Genomic DNA, 17,179 nt, shown 5'->3' with positions numbered 1-17,179 from the left:
GCTGGAGAATTCCAAGCCAGCAAATAAAGTTTTCTGAGTTCCGTAAGAAGATACAGTGCGGTGGGCGTCCCTGACCGCTGTTGAGATTCGCGAGTCGCAGGTTCGTGCCACCGATTTCTTTTTTCTCATACTCACACCGCGGCGCGATCTAGGGACCTGTACTGAATCGCTTCGCTTACGTGATGCGCCTGGATTGGGGCGCCGCCGTCGAGATCTGCGATGGTGCGCGCTACTTTCAGGATCCTGGTGTAGGCGCGGGCGCTTAGACCGAGGCGGTTGATTGCCAGCTCGAGCAGGCGCTCGCCTGCGCTTTCTACCTGGCAATGAATGCGGAGGTCGCGCGCGGTCATCTGCGCGTTGCAGAAATACGCGCTGCCGCGGAAGCGCTCGAGCTGGATGCGGCGGGCTTCATCGACGCGCGCGCGGATTGTCTGCGAGGTCTCGCCGGCGGCGCGCTCCGTCAGCTCCTTGTATCTCACCGCCGGCACTTCGATGTGAATGTCGATGCGGTCCAGGAGCGGGCCCGAGATTCGCGAGCGATAGCGCTGGATGTTGAGCGGCGAGCAGGTGCATTCGTGCTGCGGATCGGAGTAGAAGCCGCACGGGCACGGGTTCATCGCTGCGATCAGCATCACGGATGCGGGAAAGGTCAGCGTGCCCATCACGCGCGAGATCGTGATGCGTGCGTCTTCGAGCGGCTGGCGCAGAACTTCGAGCACGTTCTTGCGGAACTCCGGCAGCTCGTCGAGGAACAGCACGCCATGATGCGCGAGGCTGACTTCGCCGGGCCGCGGCACCGGTCCGCCGCCGATCAATCCCGCGTCGGAGATCGTATGATGCGGCGCGCGAAACGGCCGCGTCGCGATAATCGCGCGTCCGTCGAGCAATCCCATCACGCTGTGGACCTTGGTCGATTCGATCGCCTCATCGAAGGTCATCGCGGGCAGGATGGTCGGAATGCGCTTCGCAAGCATCGTCTTGCCCGAGCCCGGCGGACCGATCATGAGGACGTTGTGACCGCCGGCCGCGGCGACTTCGAGCGCGCGCTTGGCCTGCTCCTGGCCGCGCACCTCGCTGAAATCGACATCATAGGCAGCGCCGTTGCCGATGAGATTTGACAGATCAGATCGCGTGGGCGCGACTTCGCGCAGGCCTTCAAAGAATTCAAATGCCTCGCGCAGACTGTCGATCCCGAGGACAGCGATGCCGTTGCCGACGACCGCGGCCTCAGTCGAGTTCTCGCGTGGCAGCACGACGCCCGAGTAATGCCGCGAGCGCGCGAGCAGTGCAGTTGGCAACGCACCGCGGATTCCCTTGATACGACCGTCGAGCGCCAGCTCACCAAGCACGAGAAAAGTGCTCAGCCGTTCGCGATTGCGCAGCGTCGAATTTGCCGCGAGCATCGCAAGCGCGAGCGGCAGATCGAACGACGATCCTTCCTTGCGCAGATCGGCCGGCGCGAGATTGATCGTGACGCGGCGATTCGGCCACTCGAGGCCCGAGTTCTTGATCGCAGCCTTGACGCGATCTAGCGCCTCGCGCACCGCGCCTTCGGCGAGCCCGACCATTCTGATGCCCGGGACTCCGGCGGTAATATCGATTTCAACTTCGACCTGGAACGCGTCGACTCCGATTAACGCGCTCGATAGAACGCTCGCGTGCAAATCTGCCCCCTTTAGACTGCAAAACCGGGTTAAAAGTCTATCCCATTGGCATCGTCACCGCGAAGCGAAAATCACCCTCCAACCGTGAGGCGCTCGCCGCGCGAAACGTACTAGAATCCATTTCCGTAGTTCAAATACGGGACGGAGAGTTGCGTACTCCGCATCTTACAACCTCGGGAGTATAGGATCATGTTCTCAATCAGGCGCCTGTTTTTGATTCTTCCCCTGTTCTGCTTCCTCTATGCGCCGCCGGTTCATGCCTTTTGGGATTCGCCCAGCCTGCCCAAGTGGGGCGACTACGATGAGCATCACGCATGGCACGACGCGGGATGGTGGTGGGACAATCGCGCGGACTGGGCGCGCGCTCATCATCCGGAATGGTGGGGCGATTTCGACGAAACTCATCACTGGCAACCGGCCTGGTGGTGGTGGCAAAACCAGCATCAGGCTTGGATCGATGCGCATCATCCGGAATGGTGGGGCGATGTATATGAGGGCCAGTGGTATCCCGCGGTGTCGTGGTACGACTACTCGCCATCGTGGGTGCAACTGCATCACCCGGAATGGTGGGGCGATGTGTACCAGGGCTCGTGGTATCCCGCCGGATGGTGGTGGACGCTGCAGCATGACTGGGTTCTATCGCATCATCCAGAGTGGTGGGGCTCTGCTTATAACGGAATATGGTATCCGGCGCCGTGGTGGTGCCGATTCCATCCCGATCAATGCCAGGCGCATCCCGACTGGTGGGTAGCTGAGTACCAGGGCATGTGGTACCCGGCCGGATGGTGGTGGCAGTTCCATCCCGACCAGTGCCACCTCGATCATCCGGACTGGTGGGGCGACTTCGACAATAATCACTATTGGCGGCCGGCTGAGTGGTGGTGGGCGAACGATCCCAACTGGGCGCGCCAATATCATCCGGATTGGCAGGGCGCTTTCGACGATCATCACGTGTGGCATACCGACTCGTGGTGGATGGATAAGAATCCGACCTGGGCGCAGCAGCATTATCCACAATGGCAAGGCGCCTTCGATTCGAATCACAAATGGCGCGATGTTCACTACTGGGCGGTCAAGGATCCACAGTATGTCCAGCAGAAGCATCCGGAGTGGGTAAAGGGTCTGCGCACTACCCTGCCACAAACCTTCGGACGCCAGGATCAGACGCTGCAGCGTCAGCAGGCAGCGCGCATGAATTTGTTCGATCAGCAGCAGCACGAGTACGAACAGAATCAGCGCAAGTACGGTGCGTCCGCAGGCGCGGCCAACGCCCGCAACGAACAGGCGATGAACGAGCAGCGCAACCAGCAGATGCAGACGCAGCAGCGCGAGCAGTCACAGGAGATGCAGCGTCAGGCGCAACAGGCCGAGCGCAACCAGCAGATGCAGGCCGAACATCAACAGCAGGCGGCTCAGCAGCAGCGCGAACGTCAGCAGCAGGCGATGGTCGAGCAGCAGCGGCGGCAACCCAACTGGAATGCGCAGCGCGCCGAGCTACAACGCCAGAACCAGGCCCAGTCGGCAGCCCTCGAGCGGATGCATACCACGCAACTGCGCGCCTATAACTTCCCCACGGCGCATAGCGCGCCGCCGATGCGCGCCGCGGCCCCGCAGATGCATGGCGGCGGCGGAGCGCCACCCCACGGCGGCGGTGGCGGCAACGAGAAACATCGCTAATCAAAAAAGCGGAGCGGGATGATTCCGCTCCGCTTTTCTTTTCGAGCTGGAAATCCCTCGAGATCGGGACCGCATAGCGGCGCCGGCTGAGGGTATTTTGAGATTATCGCGATGACTAATCACAGCGCGGCGAAGCTGCGATTGGTCAGCGGCCACGGCGGTGCGGATTCGATTGCGGCGAAAACTTGCTCTGGCTCTTCAACGATCGAGTACATCCTGCCGTGACGCTCGTCCATGAAGCGGCGATCGATGCAGCTTCTCAGTAACTCTTCGCATTTGTCGTAGAAGCCGCCCGTGTTCACCATCACGATCGGGCCGCCGTAAAGTCCGAGCCGCTTCCACGCCATCGCCTCGAACAGCTCTTCGAGCGTGCCGCATCCGCCCGGCAGCGCGACCACCGCATCGACCTCGCTTATCATCAGGCGTTTGCGTTCGTGCATGTCCTCGACGAGGAGCAGTTCGCTGAGCCCGTGATGGCCCCACTCGACGTCGTACATGAAGCGCGGCAGCACGCCGATCACGCGCCCACCCTCCGCCAGCGCCGCGTCAGCCAGATGCCCCATCGAGCCATTGCTGCCACCGCCATAAACACAGGTAACCTGACGACGCGCCAGCTCGCGGCCTAAGCGCCGCGCGGCCTCATGATAAATCGGGTCACATTGCCGACTGGACGCGCAATATACGCAGACTCGCTTGATTGCCATGAGGCAGGATCGTAACCGGTCCGCCGCTCAGGTCAACTGAGCATGCGCGCAGAATGTCGATAAGGAAGAGGCAACCCGGCGCGATGCTGGAGACGGGAGGAATCGTCGCAGCGCGCGCCGGGTTGCAGAAGGCGCCGGGCTATCGCCGAGCGCGGTTGACGACCGTTACTTCATCGAATTCTGCTGAGCGCCGATCGTGATTACGTTCTTCACGCTGCGGACGCCCTTGGTCTGCTGGGCGAGTTCTTCGGCGCGCTGCGACATCTCTGCCGACGGCGCGCTGCCGCTCAGCGTGACAACCCCGGCAACGGTATCGACGTGGATATCAGCGCCGCTGATGTCCTTGTCCTCGTGAAGGGCCGTCTTCACCTTCGCGGTGATGGCGGTATCCTTCACGGCCCGCTTCGTGCCGTGATAGGCCTCCGATACGGCATTCTCCGAAGAATGACCCGCTGCGTTCATGTCGGCGCTCGCCGACGGCGGGTTGGGATTATCACTCTGCGCGAAGGCCAGCGGCGCCGCCGCGAGCGCAAAGGCAAACATCGGGACTACTAAACCAGCTTTGCGAAAGTTCATTTTGTGTACCTCCTTAGGGATAGCTAGTACACTGAGTATTTAAATACCTCGACCGAAAAACCGAAACTGGACTAAACCAGGCAAAGGAAGTCAGTCCAAACCCTGTGACTTGAACCAATGCTGGATCGCTTCGCGGCGTTCTCCCGAGCGCTCCTGGATCTTGCCGACCAGAATGTCGAGATTGCCCGAGGCCTGGGTGAGATCGTCGTCGGTAATCTGGCCCCACTTCTTCTTGATCTCGCCGCCGAGCTGCTTCAGTTTTCCCTTAAGCTGATCACTGTTCATTTGTGTCTCCTCTAAAAGGCGAGCGGCTCTCGCGCCCTCGCTCTGGGGAGAGAGTGAGCAATGGCGGGGCCATCGCATTAACCGCGTGTTTCTAAAGGATTTTCCGTCAGCTTGCGGGAATTTTTTACAAGCTTCAGGAGATCGGCGCGCCGATGAAGACGCGAATCGGCGTTATTTTCGCCGTGAACCCGACGAGGCTGCGCGCGCGGGCCGCGCCCGGCGTTTTGACGCATGAGCCGTTTCGCGCTCCTCGCCCGCTTCGTCCTGCTGACCAGCCATCGCGACGCCGCGCTTTTCGAGCGACGCCTTGAGCGCATCGTAAAGGTCGATAACCTTAGCTTTGCGCGGTTCGGGCGCCGCGGTCGCGACTTCGTGTCCCTCGGCCTTTTCCTGCGCCGCGGCGACTACTCGTTCGCGATAGTTATCGTGAAACTTGGTCGGATCAAATTGGTCCTGCTCGAGATCCTTGATCAATCGCTTGGCGAGATTCAGTTCCTGGGCCCCGATCTTGGTATCCTTGCCGCGATCGACGTCCGATGCCGATACCACTTCATCGCTGTAGTACATGGTATGCAGCATCAGGCCCTGCTCATAGGGACGGACAATTACCGAGTATTCCTTGTTGCGCATCGTATAGCGCGCGAGCGCGACGACTTGCATCTCGTCCATCGCGGCAGTGAGTAATCGATACGCACGCGCCGACTGGGGTTCGCATCCAAGATGGTAGGAATTTTCGAAATAGATAGGATCGACCTGCGCCAGCGGCACAAACTCGCTGATATCGATCATGTGATCGTCTTTCGCTTCGAGCGCCTTTAGCTCTTCGTCGGTAAAAGTGACGAATGTGTTCTTCTCTATTTCGTATCCTCGCACCAGCTCGCTGCGATCGACTATCGCGTCGTCCACCGGGCAGTAGATTTTCTGCTGGATCCGGCTTTGATCTTTGCCATGGAGCAGTTTGAAGCTGACTGACTTTGAACGGGTGGCGGTGAACAGCTTGACCGGGATGGAGACCAACCCGAATGAGATAGAGCCAGTAGCGATCGGTCGTGCTGCCATAGAGTTAACTCTCCTCGCTGCGCCTACCCGGATGCGGTCTCCTAGTTTATGGGGCACACGCAAATCGCCGCAAGTAGATGCGCCCGTTCTGCTATTTCAGGCGAAATACTACATATTGTGTAAGTGAGGGTTCGTCCCACTATTAAGGGGCCTGTGATTTTAAGTCTGCACGGGCTTTGGGAATCAGGAATCTGCCGCGTGCTGTTCGCGCAGCTCGCGTTGCGCCTGTTCCCAATCGGCTTGCTCGCTTCCATGATCGCCACCGCGTGCGATGAAAATCTCATAGGCCCGCTGGCGGATTTGTTCCTCGGTCGGTTCGAATGCCAAGATTGGCAACGCCACGTGGCCATTGCGTGACGCAGACCGGGGCGGCGGATCGAGCTGGAAAGTCCAGAACATAGGGTTTCCGTTTAGCCAGTTTAGTCGACTGCCGCGTCGCCATCCAGCCTTTACGAACGGCCGATCGATAGTGCTAGTTTGGAAACAGGGCGAAGAGAATGCCGTCGACATGCTTGAATCTCCAACTACCCCGGTAACATCGATCAGGAAAGATCTTGCGCGCTGACACCCGGATGAACGGCGACGACACACGGTTCGATCGCAGCCATGCGGCGCTGGTGATTGTCGATCTGCAGCCGGACTTCATGCCTGGCGGAAATCTGCCGGTGCGCGACGGCGATCAGATTGTCGAGCCGATTCGCAAGTTGATGGATTCCGGGATCTTCGAGGTAATCGTCGCGACGCAGGACTGGCATCCGCCGAATCACGTATCGTTTGCGGTCAATCATCCCGGGCGCAAACCAATGGATCGCATCGAGCTCTACGGACACGAACAAGTGCTGTGGCCGACACATTGCGTGCAGGGGACGCCGGGCGCCGCTCTTGATCCTCGCGTCGATTGGAATCGCGTGTCGGCAATCATCCGCAAGGCGACGGATTCGAGCACGGATTCATACAGCGGGCTACGCAACAACTGGAACCCCGCGGGCCAACGTCCTCCGACGGGATTGGCCGGCTATCTGAAGAATCGTGGTGTTGACTCGTTGTTTATCTGCGGCCTGGCGCGCGACTATTGCGTGAAATGGACGGCCGAAGATGCGCTCGATGACGGATTTCACGTCTGGGTGCTGTGGGATCTGTGCCGCGCGATCGATCCATCGTCGGACCGTGACGTCCACCACGATCTTGCGCACCGTGGCGCCCGGATCATCAACGTCGCTGAACTTCATGGCTCGAAAGCTGCCCAACTTCGATCGCCGTGATCCGGATGAACGAACCTAGAAGCCAGGCCGCCGTCGACAACCCAACATAACACCTCTATACAATCACGCCGTCATACTCGCGCAATATCCCCGACGTACGGTTCAGCGCTTGCCGCAGGTCGGGCGGCGCTCCTGCGCCAGACGGCCTGCTGACACGAAGAGGGAGAAGGCGCCAAGTGGCTGTCGCGATAGATACCTCCATTGACAGAAAGATTGGCAAGAGTCCGAGCCGCGCCGGCGTGGCGATATTCATCGTCCTGCTGCTACTGGGCATGGCCTACGCCGGCTCGCACCTGATCAGGGATCTTGAAGTCGAACCGACCACCTCGATACGTCCCTTTATCTATCTTGGTCTCGCTCTGCTCGTCGCCTTGGGGTTCGAGTTCGTAAACGGCTTTCACGATACGGCTAACGCGGTCGCGACGGTCATCTATACCAACTCGCTCGAACCGCAGGTGGCGGTAGCGTGGTCGGGATTCTGCAATTTCCTCGGAGTACTGGTTTCCTCAGGCGCCGTCGCTTACAGCATCGTCGCGCTGCTGCCGGTCGAATTGATCCTGCAAGTGGGAAGCGCCGCGGGTTTCGCGATGGTGTTTTCGTTGCTCGTGGCGGCGATACTCTGGAACCTCGGCACGTGGTACTTCGGCCTGCCCGCCTCGAGTTCACACACCCTGATCGGATCGATAATCGGCGTCGGTATCGCCAACCAGCTCACGGCCGCCAAATCGCAAACCAGCGGCGTCGATTGGGGCCAGGCGCTCAACATCGGCAAATCGCTTCTGCTTTCACCGCTGGTGGGATTCGCGGTGGCCGCGCTCATTCTTATTATCGCCAAGGCGATTATCACCGATAAGCGTCTGTACACGGCGCCGAGCGGCACCGATGCGCCACCGTTCTGGATTCGATGCCTGCTCATCCTGACTTGCACCGGCGTCAGCTTCGCGCACGGCTCCAACGACGGTCAGAAGGGCATGGGCCTCATCATGCTCATCCTGATCGGAATCGTGCCGACCGCATACGCGGTCAACCGCGCGGTGCCGGCGAGCGATACGCCGGATTTCATTGCCGTCTCGCACCAGGTTGACAACCTGCTCGACCGCTATGTCGAGAAGACGGCGACGACCGCCGATCCGCGTGACGATATCGCGGACTACCTGCGCACGCGGCAATACACGCCGAGCGTCACGCTGGCGCTTCGTCAGATCGTCAATGACATCGCCAACGAGTTGAACGAGTTCGAAGCATTGTCGAAGGTTCCGCCCGAGCGCGTGCGAAACTTCCGCAACGATATGTACCTCGTCAGCGAAGCGCTGCGCGCCATGCAGAAATCAAACCCGGTCAAGTTCAGCGACGCGGACTGGGTGATTCTCAACAATTACAAGAAGCACCTCGATGTGGCGACGAAGTTCATTCCGGGCTGGGTCAAGGTCGCCGTCGCCCTGGCGCTCGGCATGGGCACGATGGTCGGATGGCAACGAATCGTCATCACGGTCGGCGAGAAAATCGGCAAGGATCATCTCACGTACGCACAAGGTGCAGCCGCTGAGTTGACCGCCGCAGCGACCATCGCCGCCGCCGATCATTTCGGTTTGCCCGTGAGCACAACCCACGTGCTGTCATCGGGTATCGCCGGAACGATGACCGCGAATCGCTCCGGCCTGCAGATGGAGACGGTGCGCAACATCGCGCTGGCGTGGGTGCTCACGCTGCCAGCCTCGGTGATGCTCGCGGCATTGCTGTTCTGGATTTTCCGCTCGATTTTCTAATCGAGATCGCCTTCCAGTGGTTCGCACGCGCACGCTCTGACAAACTAATCAAGTTTGTCGGAGCGTGCGCGCGTGGCGAGCTGTTCGATCACGGCGCTTTGCAAATGACTGAAGGAGCGCGGCCGGTTTGTCTCACGCGATTCTCGACTTTATCTACGGCAGCCCGACCTGGTTGTGGGGCAGTATCCTGATGATGCTGCTGGTGGGTTCGGCGTGCTCGGGACTCTACATCTTTCACCGCTCGGTTCACCTCGAGTTGCGGAAGGCCCACAACGAGTTGGCGGGCTTCACTGTCGCGGTTATCAGCGTTGTGTATGCCGTCTTGCTCGCGTTCATCGCGATCGCGACCTGGCAGTCCTACATTGAGGCACAGGACCTGGTGCAGCGCGAAGCAGACTACGTCGACAGCATCTATCGCGATACCATTGGCCTGCCACCCGAGGTCGGCCGTGAGATTCGCGCCGACTTGCAGCAATACGTCGACGTGGTCGCCAATGTCGAGTGGCCGGTGCAGAAGGATGGCAAACCCTCGGAGGCCGGCGCCGAGTCGTTGCGCAAACTGCACGCCGCACTCGTTACGATGCAGCCCGCCAATCTCGGCCAATCCGTTATCCAGGCGGAGGTACTCAAGACGCTCAACGATCTGTATCGCGCCAGAGCGAGCCGCCTGTCGGCGGTCGAAGGCCATGTGCCTTACGTCATCTGGTGGATCATTTTCCTCGGTGGCGCACTGACGACGTCGTACACCTACCTGTTCGGCTTTCACAACTTCAGGATGCACCTCGTGATGACTTCGGCAGTAGTGATGGCGCTGGGACTGGTCGTGGTGCTGATCATCGCGCTGGACTGGCCGTTCCGCGGCGAAGTCAGCGTCCCGCCAAAAGCTTTCCTCGAGGTTCAGCGCTCCTGGGTGGATCTGCCGATACAGAAATGACTCGCCGTCAGGCGTGCATGTAGAGTCCGCCGCTGACGGTCAGCGCCTCGCCGGTGATGAACGACGCATCGTCGGAAGCAAGGAAGGCGATCGCCGCTGCGATGTCCGCGGGCTTGCCAAGCCGCCGCATCGGCGTGTGATCTGCCTGGCGGGCGACCGTCTCGCTCATGTTTTTCTCGACCCACTTCGTCAGTACGATTCCGGGCGCCACGGCGTTACAGCGGATTCCGTCGGGTCCGACTTCGGCCGCCACACTGCGAGTCAGCGCGAGCAATCCTGCCTTGGCCGCGGCGTATGGCGCGTCGGAACCGCCCAGCACCGCCCACGCCGCGACCGATGAGACGTTGACGATCGCGCCCGCATGCTGCCGCCGCATCGCCGGCAGCACAGCGCGAATAAGATAGAACGCTCCGGTCAGGTCGACATCGAGAATCCGGCTCCAGTCCTCGACATTGATCTTTTCGACATCGCCCAGCACGTTAATCCCGGCGTTGTTGACGAGGATATCGATGCGGCCGCGCCTGCTCACGATGTCGGCGACGGTTCGATCCACTTCCTCGCGTCGCGACACGTCGAGCGGATAGCCATCGACGCGTCCCGGAAAGCGCACCGCAAGCTCTTCGACGGTTTCGCGCGTGCGCCGCTCATGACTGTCAGTCACAACGACGATCGCGCCCTCTTCGGCGAGCCTCGTGGCAGTTGCCTTGCCGATTCCGCCGCCTGCGGCGGCAGTCACGATCGCGACACGGTCTTGCAGTCCATTCATGATTCGCACGCTCCTCGTCTTCGGCTGGTATAGGCCGGGTGCGACGAGAAGCCAAGCGCGGGAGAATGGCGGCTAAGCGGTCAGCTTATGGCGCGAGAGCGGCAGCTCGCGCACGCGCGTGCCGGTCGCGGCGAAGATCGCGTTGCAGAACGCAGGCACGAACGGAGGCACCCCCGGCTCGCCGACGCCCGCCGGTGGCGCATCGCTTTCGACGAAATACACGTTGGTGCGATAGGGCGCATCGGGCATCCGCGCCACCTTGTAGTTGTAGAAGTTGGCCTGGTCGATACGGCCGTTGGTCGCCGTGATCTCGCCGAACTTCGCGATACTGGTTCCAAAGACCGCGGCGCCCTCGAACTGCGCCTGCGCCGTGATCGGATTGGCCACCAGTCCCGCATCGACGACGGTGTCGACGCGCGGAATCCTGATCTTGCCGTCGCTCGAAACTTCGACTTCAACCACCGTGGCGACGTAGGTCAGGAAGCTGCGATGCACCGCGAAGCCGCGCGCGTGGCCCTTCTCTGGCCGATGCTTCGCCCATCCGGATTTCTCCGCGACCATCTCGATCACGCGGCGGAGCCTGCCCGTGTCGATGGGATACTGCTCGTAGCTGGCACCGTAGTTGGCGTAATCGGTGTCGCGCAGATCGAGGATTCGCGGCTTTCCGATCAGATCCAGTTGATACTCGACCGGATCGCGGCGCGCTTCGTGCGCGAGTTCATCGGCAAAAGTTTGCACTGCGAATGCATGGTAGATATTGGCGACCGAGCGCAGCCATCCGATTCGCACGTGGGCCGCGGCGGGTCCGTTCTCGACACGCAGATTCGGAATGTGAAACGGGATGTCGGTCCATCCCTGCGCCAGGTCGAAAGCTTCGCCGTATTCGGCTCCCGTCTCGAAAGTCGATGCGATCGGCGGAAACACCGAGCGCTGCAGCCACGCCTCGGGCATCCCGTCGCGGCCGAGCGCGGCCTTCAAGTGCATCGCGGCGACGGTGTGGTAGTAGTCGAACTTCGTATCGTCCTCGCGCGACCACATCACCTTGACCGGCCGCCCGACTTTCTTCGACAGGATCGCCGCTTCGGCGACGTAGTCGGGTTTCGATTTGCGCCCGAAGCCGCCGCCGAGCAGCGTAACGTGGCAGGTTACGGCGCTGGCCGGGATTCCCAGCTCGCTCGCGATGATCTTCTGCACTGCCTGCGGATTCTGCGTCGGCGCGAATACTTCGACCTTGCGGTCGCGATAGCTGGCAACGGCGTTGAGCGGCTCCATCGCGGCGTGCGCGAGATGCGGCACGTAGTAGTCCGCCTCGAACACCCTGGCGCCGTTGGCGAACGCCGCATCGACGTCGCCATGAGCACGCGCGACCCTGCCCGGCTTGCGCGCCGTGGCCTGGATTTCTTCTTTGAAAGACGCCGAATTGTACGAGGCGTTCGCGCCGTCGTCCCATTCGATCTTGAGCTTCTTGCGCCCCTGGAACGCGGACCATGTATTGTCGGCGATCACGGCGACGCCGCCGAGCGGCTGAAATTCATACGGCATCTCGAACGGCGCGATCGGGATCGTGCGATGCACTCCCGTGACTGCCAGCGCCTCTTTGTCATCGTACGACTTGATGCGCCCGCCGAGCACAGGTGGATGCTCGATCGACGCGTAAACCATCCCATCCATGCGCGCGTCGATGCCAAACGCGGCCTTGCCCGTGCATAGCTCGACGAGGTCGTAGCTCGGCACCCCGGTGCCGATGTAGCGGCGCTTGGTCGGCGGCTTGAAGATGAGTTCCTGTTCACCGGGCACCGGCAGTTTCGCCGCTGCCGACGCGAGGTCGCCATATGCGAGCCGGCGCCCGCTCGGCTGATGCACCACGGCGTGAAGCTCGGTTCCGCATTCGGCGATCGGCACGTCCCATTGCAGGGCCGCCGCACGCATCATCATGAGCCGCGCAGTCGCGCCGCATCGCCGCATCGTGTCGAAGAAGCTGCGAATCGAATGCGAGCCGTCGGTGTTCTGATCGCCGTAGCGCTCGTCGGCATCGGCCTGCTTGATCCTGACGAGCTTCCATTCGGCGTCGAGCTCGTCGGCCAGCACGAGCGGCAACGACGTGCGGATTCCGGTGCCCATCTCGGAGCGATGCGCGACGATATAAACCGTGCCGTCGGTATCGATACTGACGAAGAGGTTGGGCTCGAAGGGCGGCGCGCTCGCGGCAGGGAGGACATTTGCCGCCAGCACTGATTCGGGAGCAATCCGCACGGCAAGCACGAGCGCGCCGGCCGATGCGATGCCCTTGAGAAAGCCGCGGCGGCTCAGATTCTGCACCGCGTTCATCGCCGATCCTTGGCCGCCGCTTTGATCGCGGCGCGGATCCGCTGGTAAGTGCCGCAACGGCAGATGTTGCCCTGCATCACGCGCTCGATTTCCTCATCCGCGAGCGCATTGTTGGCGTTGAACAGCACGGCGGCCTGCATAATCTGGCCCGATTGGCAGTAACCGCACTGCGGAACGTTTTGTTCGATCCAGGCCTGCTGAACGGGATGCAACCCGTCCGCGCCGAGGCCTTCGATCGTCGTGACCTCGCGCCCGGCCGCCATGCTGACTGGCGTGACGCAGGAGCGAATCGCTTCACCATTCAGATGCACGGTGCAGGCGCCGCACATCGCAACGCCGCAGCCGAATTTCGTGCCGGTAAGTCCAAGGATGTCGCGGATATACCAGAGCAGCGGCATTGCCGGATCGCCTTCGAATTTGCGATCCACGCCGTTCACCTTGAGCTGAATCATTTGAGCCTCGACAGGAGCGACGATCCAACCCTCGCCGGGTTTCACAAATCAGTTGCTGCCGCCCACCATCCAATGATTACACTCGCGAACCGCCATTGATCGGTCAAGTAAGTTTAGATATATATCTAATTAGATAAGACGCAGAGCGATGGTCCCTTCGGCACAAACACCTGGCAGCCTCACGCTCGAGTTCTTCAAGGCGCTGGCCGACGAGAGCCGCCTCAGGATCGTCGCGATGCTGGCGGAACGCGAGCACAGCGTGCAGGAGATCGCGCGGCGGCTGAACCTGCGCGAGCCGACGATCTCGCATCATCTTGCCATCCTGCGCGAGCTCGAACTCGTCGCGGTGCGCGCCGAAGGAACCGTCAGATGGTACAGGCTCAACGACGGCGTGTTGCGCAAATTCAAGAGCGAAGTGTTTTCGCCGGAGAATCTCGCACGAATCGCGAGCACTGATACGGCCGACAGTTGGGAAGCGAAAGTGCTCGCCAATTTCCTCGACGGTGAGCGTCTCATCAAGATTCCTGACACTCGCCGCAAAAGGTGGGCGGTACTGCGCTGGATGGGCGCGAAGTTCCAGGCAGATGTCTCGTACAGCGAGGCGCAGGTGAACGCGATTATCAAGCGTCATCACGAAGATGCAGCCTTTATCCGCCGCGAGATGATCGGCGAGAAAATTTTCGCGCGCGAAAACGGCATCTACCGCCTGCGTCCGCAATCGGAGTGGAGCGAGGCGCCGCGATGACCCTCGATCGCGCCGCTATCACCGAATACACGGATTTTGCCTGTCATCTGGTCGAGATCGCCGGACGCGCGATTCTGCCGCACTTTCGCCAGGCGATCGACGTCGAGAACAAAAAGCAGGACGGCTACGACCCCGTGACCATTGCCGATCGCGCCGCCGAGCAGGCGATGCGCGATGAGATCGCGCGGGTCTATCCGGGCCACGGCGTGCTCGGCGAGGAGCATGGCGCACTCGCGAGCCGCGACGGGATGACGTGGGTGATCGATCCGATCGATGGCACGCGCGCCTTCGTGATCGGGCTCCTGCACTGGGGCGTGCTGCTCGCGCTCAACGACGGCACGCGGCCGGTCATCGGCGTGATGCATCAGCCATACGTCGGCGAAACGTTCGTGGGTTCGCCACTCGGCGCGGAGCTCAGACGCGCGGGCATCGCGCGGCCGCTCCATACACGCAAATGCGTGGAGCTGAAGGACGCCATCGTCTGCGCCACCGATCCCGCGATGTTTACCGCGCCCGGTGAGCGGGAAGCGTTTAACGCCGTCACCTCGAAAGCGCGCGCCCGGCGCTTCGGCACCGATTGCTACGCCTTCAGCCTGCTCGCCGCGGGATTCGCCGACCTCGTAATCGAAGCGGGCCTCAAGCCCTACGACATCCAGCCGCTGATCCCGATCATCGAAGCCGCCGGCGGCATCGTCACGAACTGGTCCGGCGGTACGGCCTACGACGGCGGCCAGGTGATAGCGGCGGGCGACCGCGATGCGCACGCCGCAGCGCTGTCTTTGCTAAGGTCCGCGTCGCGCTGACAAGCCAGTTAACGCATCACCAACGTCCCAATCTGAATTCGTTGGCCGCCATCGATTCTGTCATCCTTAGCGGCTTCCGCGAAGGATCTCGGAGGCCCCGAAGGGGCCGGTACCGGTAAGCGCGCGAAGCGCTTTCCTTCGTTAGATCCGGAATAGAGGCGCGCCAGGCGTCGGTCTTGACGGCGGCAGGGACGCCCGCCCCACTACATTTTTCTCAGAAGATTGAATTTTGCAGGAAGCGAAAAACAACACGGACGGCGGGGTATGGCCGCCGTCCGTGTTCAGCTTCAATTTATCGTGCGGGATGCCCGCGCTATCCGTTACGGATTGACGTTCGATTCACCGCCGACCTTCGGCTTCTTGGACGAGTCGAACTTCAGCGCCAGCGCGGCGACACCGGCTGCGATGTTCAGTCCGTTCTGGCCTTCGATGCTGATCGGCTGAAGCGCGATCGAGTTCTTGAATCCGCCGATCAGGACGTTCGCGCCCGCACCGACTCCCAACGCGGCGCTGGCCGTCGCGCCAGCATAGTGGCCGGCGAGTGCGCCCTGGCCGAGATTATTCGTGGGAGCGAGGACCGCCCAGACGATAACGCCCGAGGAGAGATAGCCGATATCGGCGCCGAACTTGGTGATACTGCCGTCATAGTACTCGGTGTATCCCGGCTGAAGGGCATACGCGCACTTCACCTGACGCGACGAGCCGAAGATAAAGCCCCATCCCGAGGCAACATGGCAGGTCAGATAGCCGGCGCGCACGGTCATCTTGTTGCCGCTCCCGCCCGACGACGAGCCGCCGCTCGCCTGCGCAAAAGCGCCCGTGGCCGTTGCCATCGCAAGTCCGATCACCGCACCACATATCGCCATTTTGCTTCGCGTCAAGTTCATGCAGAAATACCCTCCTCAGCAAGTCTCCGTTGGTTAGCGCCGTTGGTATCACATCGCCCATGTACGGGCAAATAGCGATATTAGGCTCGTTTCGCGTCATCTTACGCGCATCCGTCGAGTAGTAATAGTATCCCGGTCGGCGAGTTTTGCGCGGCTTGCGTCGCCGCGGCGGTTTCAATATGCAACCGGTTATCGGTGGATCGAAATCGGACCGGGTCCCCTAAAAGAGCATCGAAGGAGAGAGCATCAGTGGCTGAAGAAATTAAGTTCAACGATATCGAGCGCCTGAAGTCCAAGATCAGCGACCAGTTCGGCCCGTGGAGCGAAGAGGTCGAGATCAGCCAGGACATGATCAACCGCTTCGCCGACGTTACCGGCGACCATCAGTGGATTCATATCGACGTCGAGCGGGCCAAACGCGAGAGCCCCTTTGGCGGACCGGTGGCGCACGGATTCCTGACGCTGTCGCTGCTGCCGCGCCTCGCGACCAGTCCCGGATTCCAGGTCACGGGCGCCAAGGCCTTCATCAACTACGGTGCCAACAAGTTGCGCTTCGTCGCTCCGGTGCTCGCAGGATCGAAGGTGCACGCGCATTCGCGCCTGCGCGCCGTCGATGCGAAAGGCACCGGCGTCCAGGTGACGACCGAGACGACGGTGCACGTCGTGGGCAACGACAAGCCCGCCCTCATCTACGAGGGGCTGCTTCTTTATGTAGGCTGAGCAGGCCCGCGCCCATGCGTGAGAGCATCAGGCGCGGCCGAGCTGCCGAAGCGCCGCCAGGTTGTCCACGATGCCGCGTTGGTGAACCACTTTGCCGTCGCGAAGGCGCAGGAATATCGCCTCGTCGAACTCGACGCGCTTGCCCGACGGCGGTAATGGTCCCCATTGTCCAGTCTGAAAGCCGCTGATCGTGATGCGGAGGACGACCATGTCGCCCTCCGCGATCATCTCGCGAAGCTCCTCGTGATAGTCGGTGAACGTGGTGTATGCGCGCTCGACCATCCCGCGGATTCCCTCGAGCCCATGGTGTATTGCATATGGCGAGTAGTCGGCGACGTAGTCCTCGGCGTAGAACTCGGGGATTTTGTCGTAAGCGCGCCCATTCCAGAGTTGCTCGGTGATTTGACGCACCAGCTCTTTGTTCTTCTCGATGTCCATGCCGGCCTCCCTCGGTTGTGCGGCAACGCTAGACAACTCGCGCATAAGATGTCAGTTAATCGGTATCGTTAGTGCTTTTTGCATCCGTTCTTAACACGTTTCGTGGAGATAGC

The 17,179-nt window shown here is 61.2% G+C and carries 18 protein-coding genes; 7 read left to right on the top strand and 11 right to left on the bottom strand.

The window, feature by feature from the left end; all coding sequences use genetic code 11:
* Positions 1-131 precede the first annotated feature (131 nt).
* On the bottom strand, positions 132-1,664 hold the full coding sequence (locus VMA09_06800; protein ID HUA33295.1) for a YifB family Mg chelatase-like AAA ATPase: 1,533 nt from the start codon (positions 1,662-1,664) through the stop codon (positions 132-134).
* Positions 1,665-1,853: 189 nt separating this feature from the next.
* Here VMA09_06800 and VMA09_06795 point away from each other — a divergent pair, with 189 nt between their 5' ends.
* A complete protein-coding gene (locus tag VMA09_06795; GenBank protein HUA33294.1) occupies positions 1,854-3,341 on the top strand; it encodes a hypothetical protein in 1,488 nt (495 codons plus the stop codon).
* 119 nt (positions 3,342-3,460) lie between these two features.
* On the opposite strand, the gene VMA09_06790 is transcribed toward VMA09_06795, so the two are convergent.
* The 5 genes from VMA09_06790 to VMA09_06770 form a co-directional block, all read right to left on the bottom strand.
* Positions 3,461-4,045: a TIGR00730 family Rossman fold protein gene (locus VMA09_06790; GenBank protein ID HUA33293.1), complete on the bottom strand. Its 585-nt coding sequence runs from the start codon at positions 4,043-4,045 to the stop codon at positions 3,461-3,463.
* A 165-nt stretch (positions 4,046-4,210) separates the two neighbouring features.
* Complete coding sequence (locus VMA09_06785) at positions 4,211-4,621, bottom strand: BON domain-containing protein (GenBank protein HUA33292.1); 411 nt, start codon at positions 4,619-4,621, stop codon at positions 4,211-4,213.
* 90 nt (positions 4,622-4,711) lie between these two features.
* Positions 4,712-4,906 carry a CsbD family protein gene (locus tag VMA09_06780; GenBank protein HUA33291.1) on the bottom strand — a complete coding sequence of 65 codons (195 nt, stop codon included), beginning with the start codon at positions 4,904-4,906 and terminating at the stop codon, positions 4,712-4,714.
* 171 nt (positions 4,907-5,077) lie between these two features.
* On the bottom strand, positions 5,078-5,965 hold the full coding sequence (locus tag VMA09_06775; GenBank protein HUA33290.1) for a Ku protein: 888 nt from the start codon (positions 5,963-5,965) through the stop codon (positions 5,078-5,080).
* 183 nt (positions 5,966-6,148) lie between these two features.
* Entirely contained in the window at positions 6,149-6,364 is a 216-nt protein-coding gene (locus tag VMA09_06770) for a DUF2934 domain-containing protein (GenBank protein HUA33289.1), read from the bottom strand.
* 173 nt (positions 6,365-6,537) lie between these two features.
* On the opposite strand from VMA09_06770, the gene pncA reads away from it, so the two are divergent.
* The 3 genes from pncA to VMA09_06755 all read left to right on the top strand — a co-directional run bounded on the left by pncA (position 6,538) and on the right by VMA09_06755 (position 9,927).
* Positions 6,538-7,227 carry a bifunctional nicotinamidase/pyrazinamidase gene (gene pncA / locus VMA09_06765; protein ID HUA33288.1) on the top strand — a complete coding sequence of 230 codons (690 nt, stop codon included), beginning with the start codon at positions 6,538-6,540 and terminating at the stop codon, positions 7,225-7,227.
* Positions 7,228-7,403: 176 nt separating this feature from the next.
* Positions 7,404-8,993 carry an inorganic phosphate transporter gene (locus VMA09_06760; GenBank protein ID HUA33287.1) on the top strand — a complete coding sequence of 530 codons (1,590 nt, stop codon included), beginning with the start codon at positions 7,404-7,406 and terminating at the stop codon, positions 8,991-8,993.
* 127 nt (positions 8,994-9,120) lie between these two features.
* The gene (locus tag VMA09_06755) at positions 9,121-9,927 is read left to right on the top strand and encodes a DUF4239 domain-containing protein (GenBank protein ID HUA33286.1); all 807 of its coding nucleotides are present in this window, start codon (positions 9,121-9,123) and stop codon (positions 9,925-9,927) included.
* 7 nt (positions 9,928-9,934) lie between these two features.
* On the opposite strand, the gene VMA09_06750 is transcribed toward VMA09_06755, so the two are convergent.
* The 3 genes from VMA09_06750 to VMA09_06740 form a co-directional block, all read right to left on the bottom strand.
* On the bottom strand, positions 9,935-10,693 hold the full coding sequence (locus VMA09_06750) for an SDR family oxidoreductase (GenBank protein HUA33285.1): 759 nt from the start codon (positions 10,691-10,693) through the stop codon (positions 9,935-9,937).
* A gap of 72 nt (positions 10,694-10,765) precedes the next feature.
* On the bottom strand, positions 10,766-13,021 hold the full coding sequence (locus VMA09_06745) for a molybdopterin cofactor-binding domain-containing protein (protein ID HUA33284.1): 2,256 nt from the start codon (positions 13,019-13,021) through the stop codon (positions 10,766-10,768).
* Positions 13,018-13,473, bottom strand: coding sequence for a (2Fe-2S)-binding protein (locus VMA09_06740; GenBank protein ID HUA33283.1), 456 nt, complete (start codon positions 13,471-13,473; stop codon positions 13,018-13,020). The genes VMA09_06745 and VMA09_06740 overlap by 4 nt, the downstream gene beginning before the upstream one ends.
* Positions 13,474-13,621: 148 nt before the next feature.
* Between VMA09_06740 and VMA09_06735 the strand changes: the two genes are divergently transcribed.
* A complete protein-coding gene (locus VMA09_06735) occupies positions 13,622-14,218 on the top strand; it encodes a metalloregulator ArsR/SmtB family transcription factor (protein HUA33282.1) in 597 nt (198 codons plus the stop codon).
* Positions 14,215-15,021 carry a histidinol-phosphatase gene (gene hisN, locus VMA09_06730; protein ID HUA33281.1) on the top strand — a complete coding sequence of 269 codons (807 nt, stop codon included), beginning with the start codon at positions 14,215-14,217 and terminating at the stop codon, positions 15,019-15,021. Before VMA09_06735 ends, hisN begins: the two co-directional genes overlap by 4 nt.
* A gap of 320 nt (positions 15,022-15,341) precedes the next feature.
* On the opposite strand, the gene VMA09_06725 is transcribed toward hisN, so the two are convergent.
* Positions 15,342-15,854: a DUF992 domain-containing protein gene (locus VMA09_06725; GenBank protein ID HUA33280.1), complete on the bottom strand. Its 513-nt coding sequence runs from the start codon at positions 15,852-15,854 to the stop codon at positions 15,342-15,344.
* Positions 15,855-16,157: 303 nt separating this feature from the next.
* Between VMA09_06725 and VMA09_06720 the strand changes: the two genes are divergently transcribed.
* On the top strand, positions 16,158-16,628 hold the full coding sequence (locus VMA09_06720; GenBank protein ID HUA33279.1) for a MaoC family dehydratase: 471 nt from the start codon (positions 16,158-16,160) through the stop codon (positions 16,626-16,628).
* A gap of 27 nt (positions 16,629-16,655) precedes the next feature.
* Here VMA09_06720 and VMA09_06715 read toward each other — a convergent pair whose 3' ends face one another.
* On the bottom strand, positions 16,656-17,066 hold the full coding sequence (locus tag VMA09_06715) for an ester cyclase (protein ID HUA33278.1): 411 nt from the start codon (positions 17,064-17,066) through the stop codon (positions 16,656-16,658).
* Between the last annotated feature and the right edge of the window lie 113 nt (positions 17,067-17,179).

This window comes from Candidatus Binataceae bacterium, assembly GCA_035508495.1.
Taxonomy (GTDB): Bacteria; Desulfobacterota; Binatia; order Binatales; family Binataceae; genus JASHPB01.
Note: the sequence above shows the minus strand (reverse complement) of the source record. Positions and strands in the feature narration are given on the sequence as shown.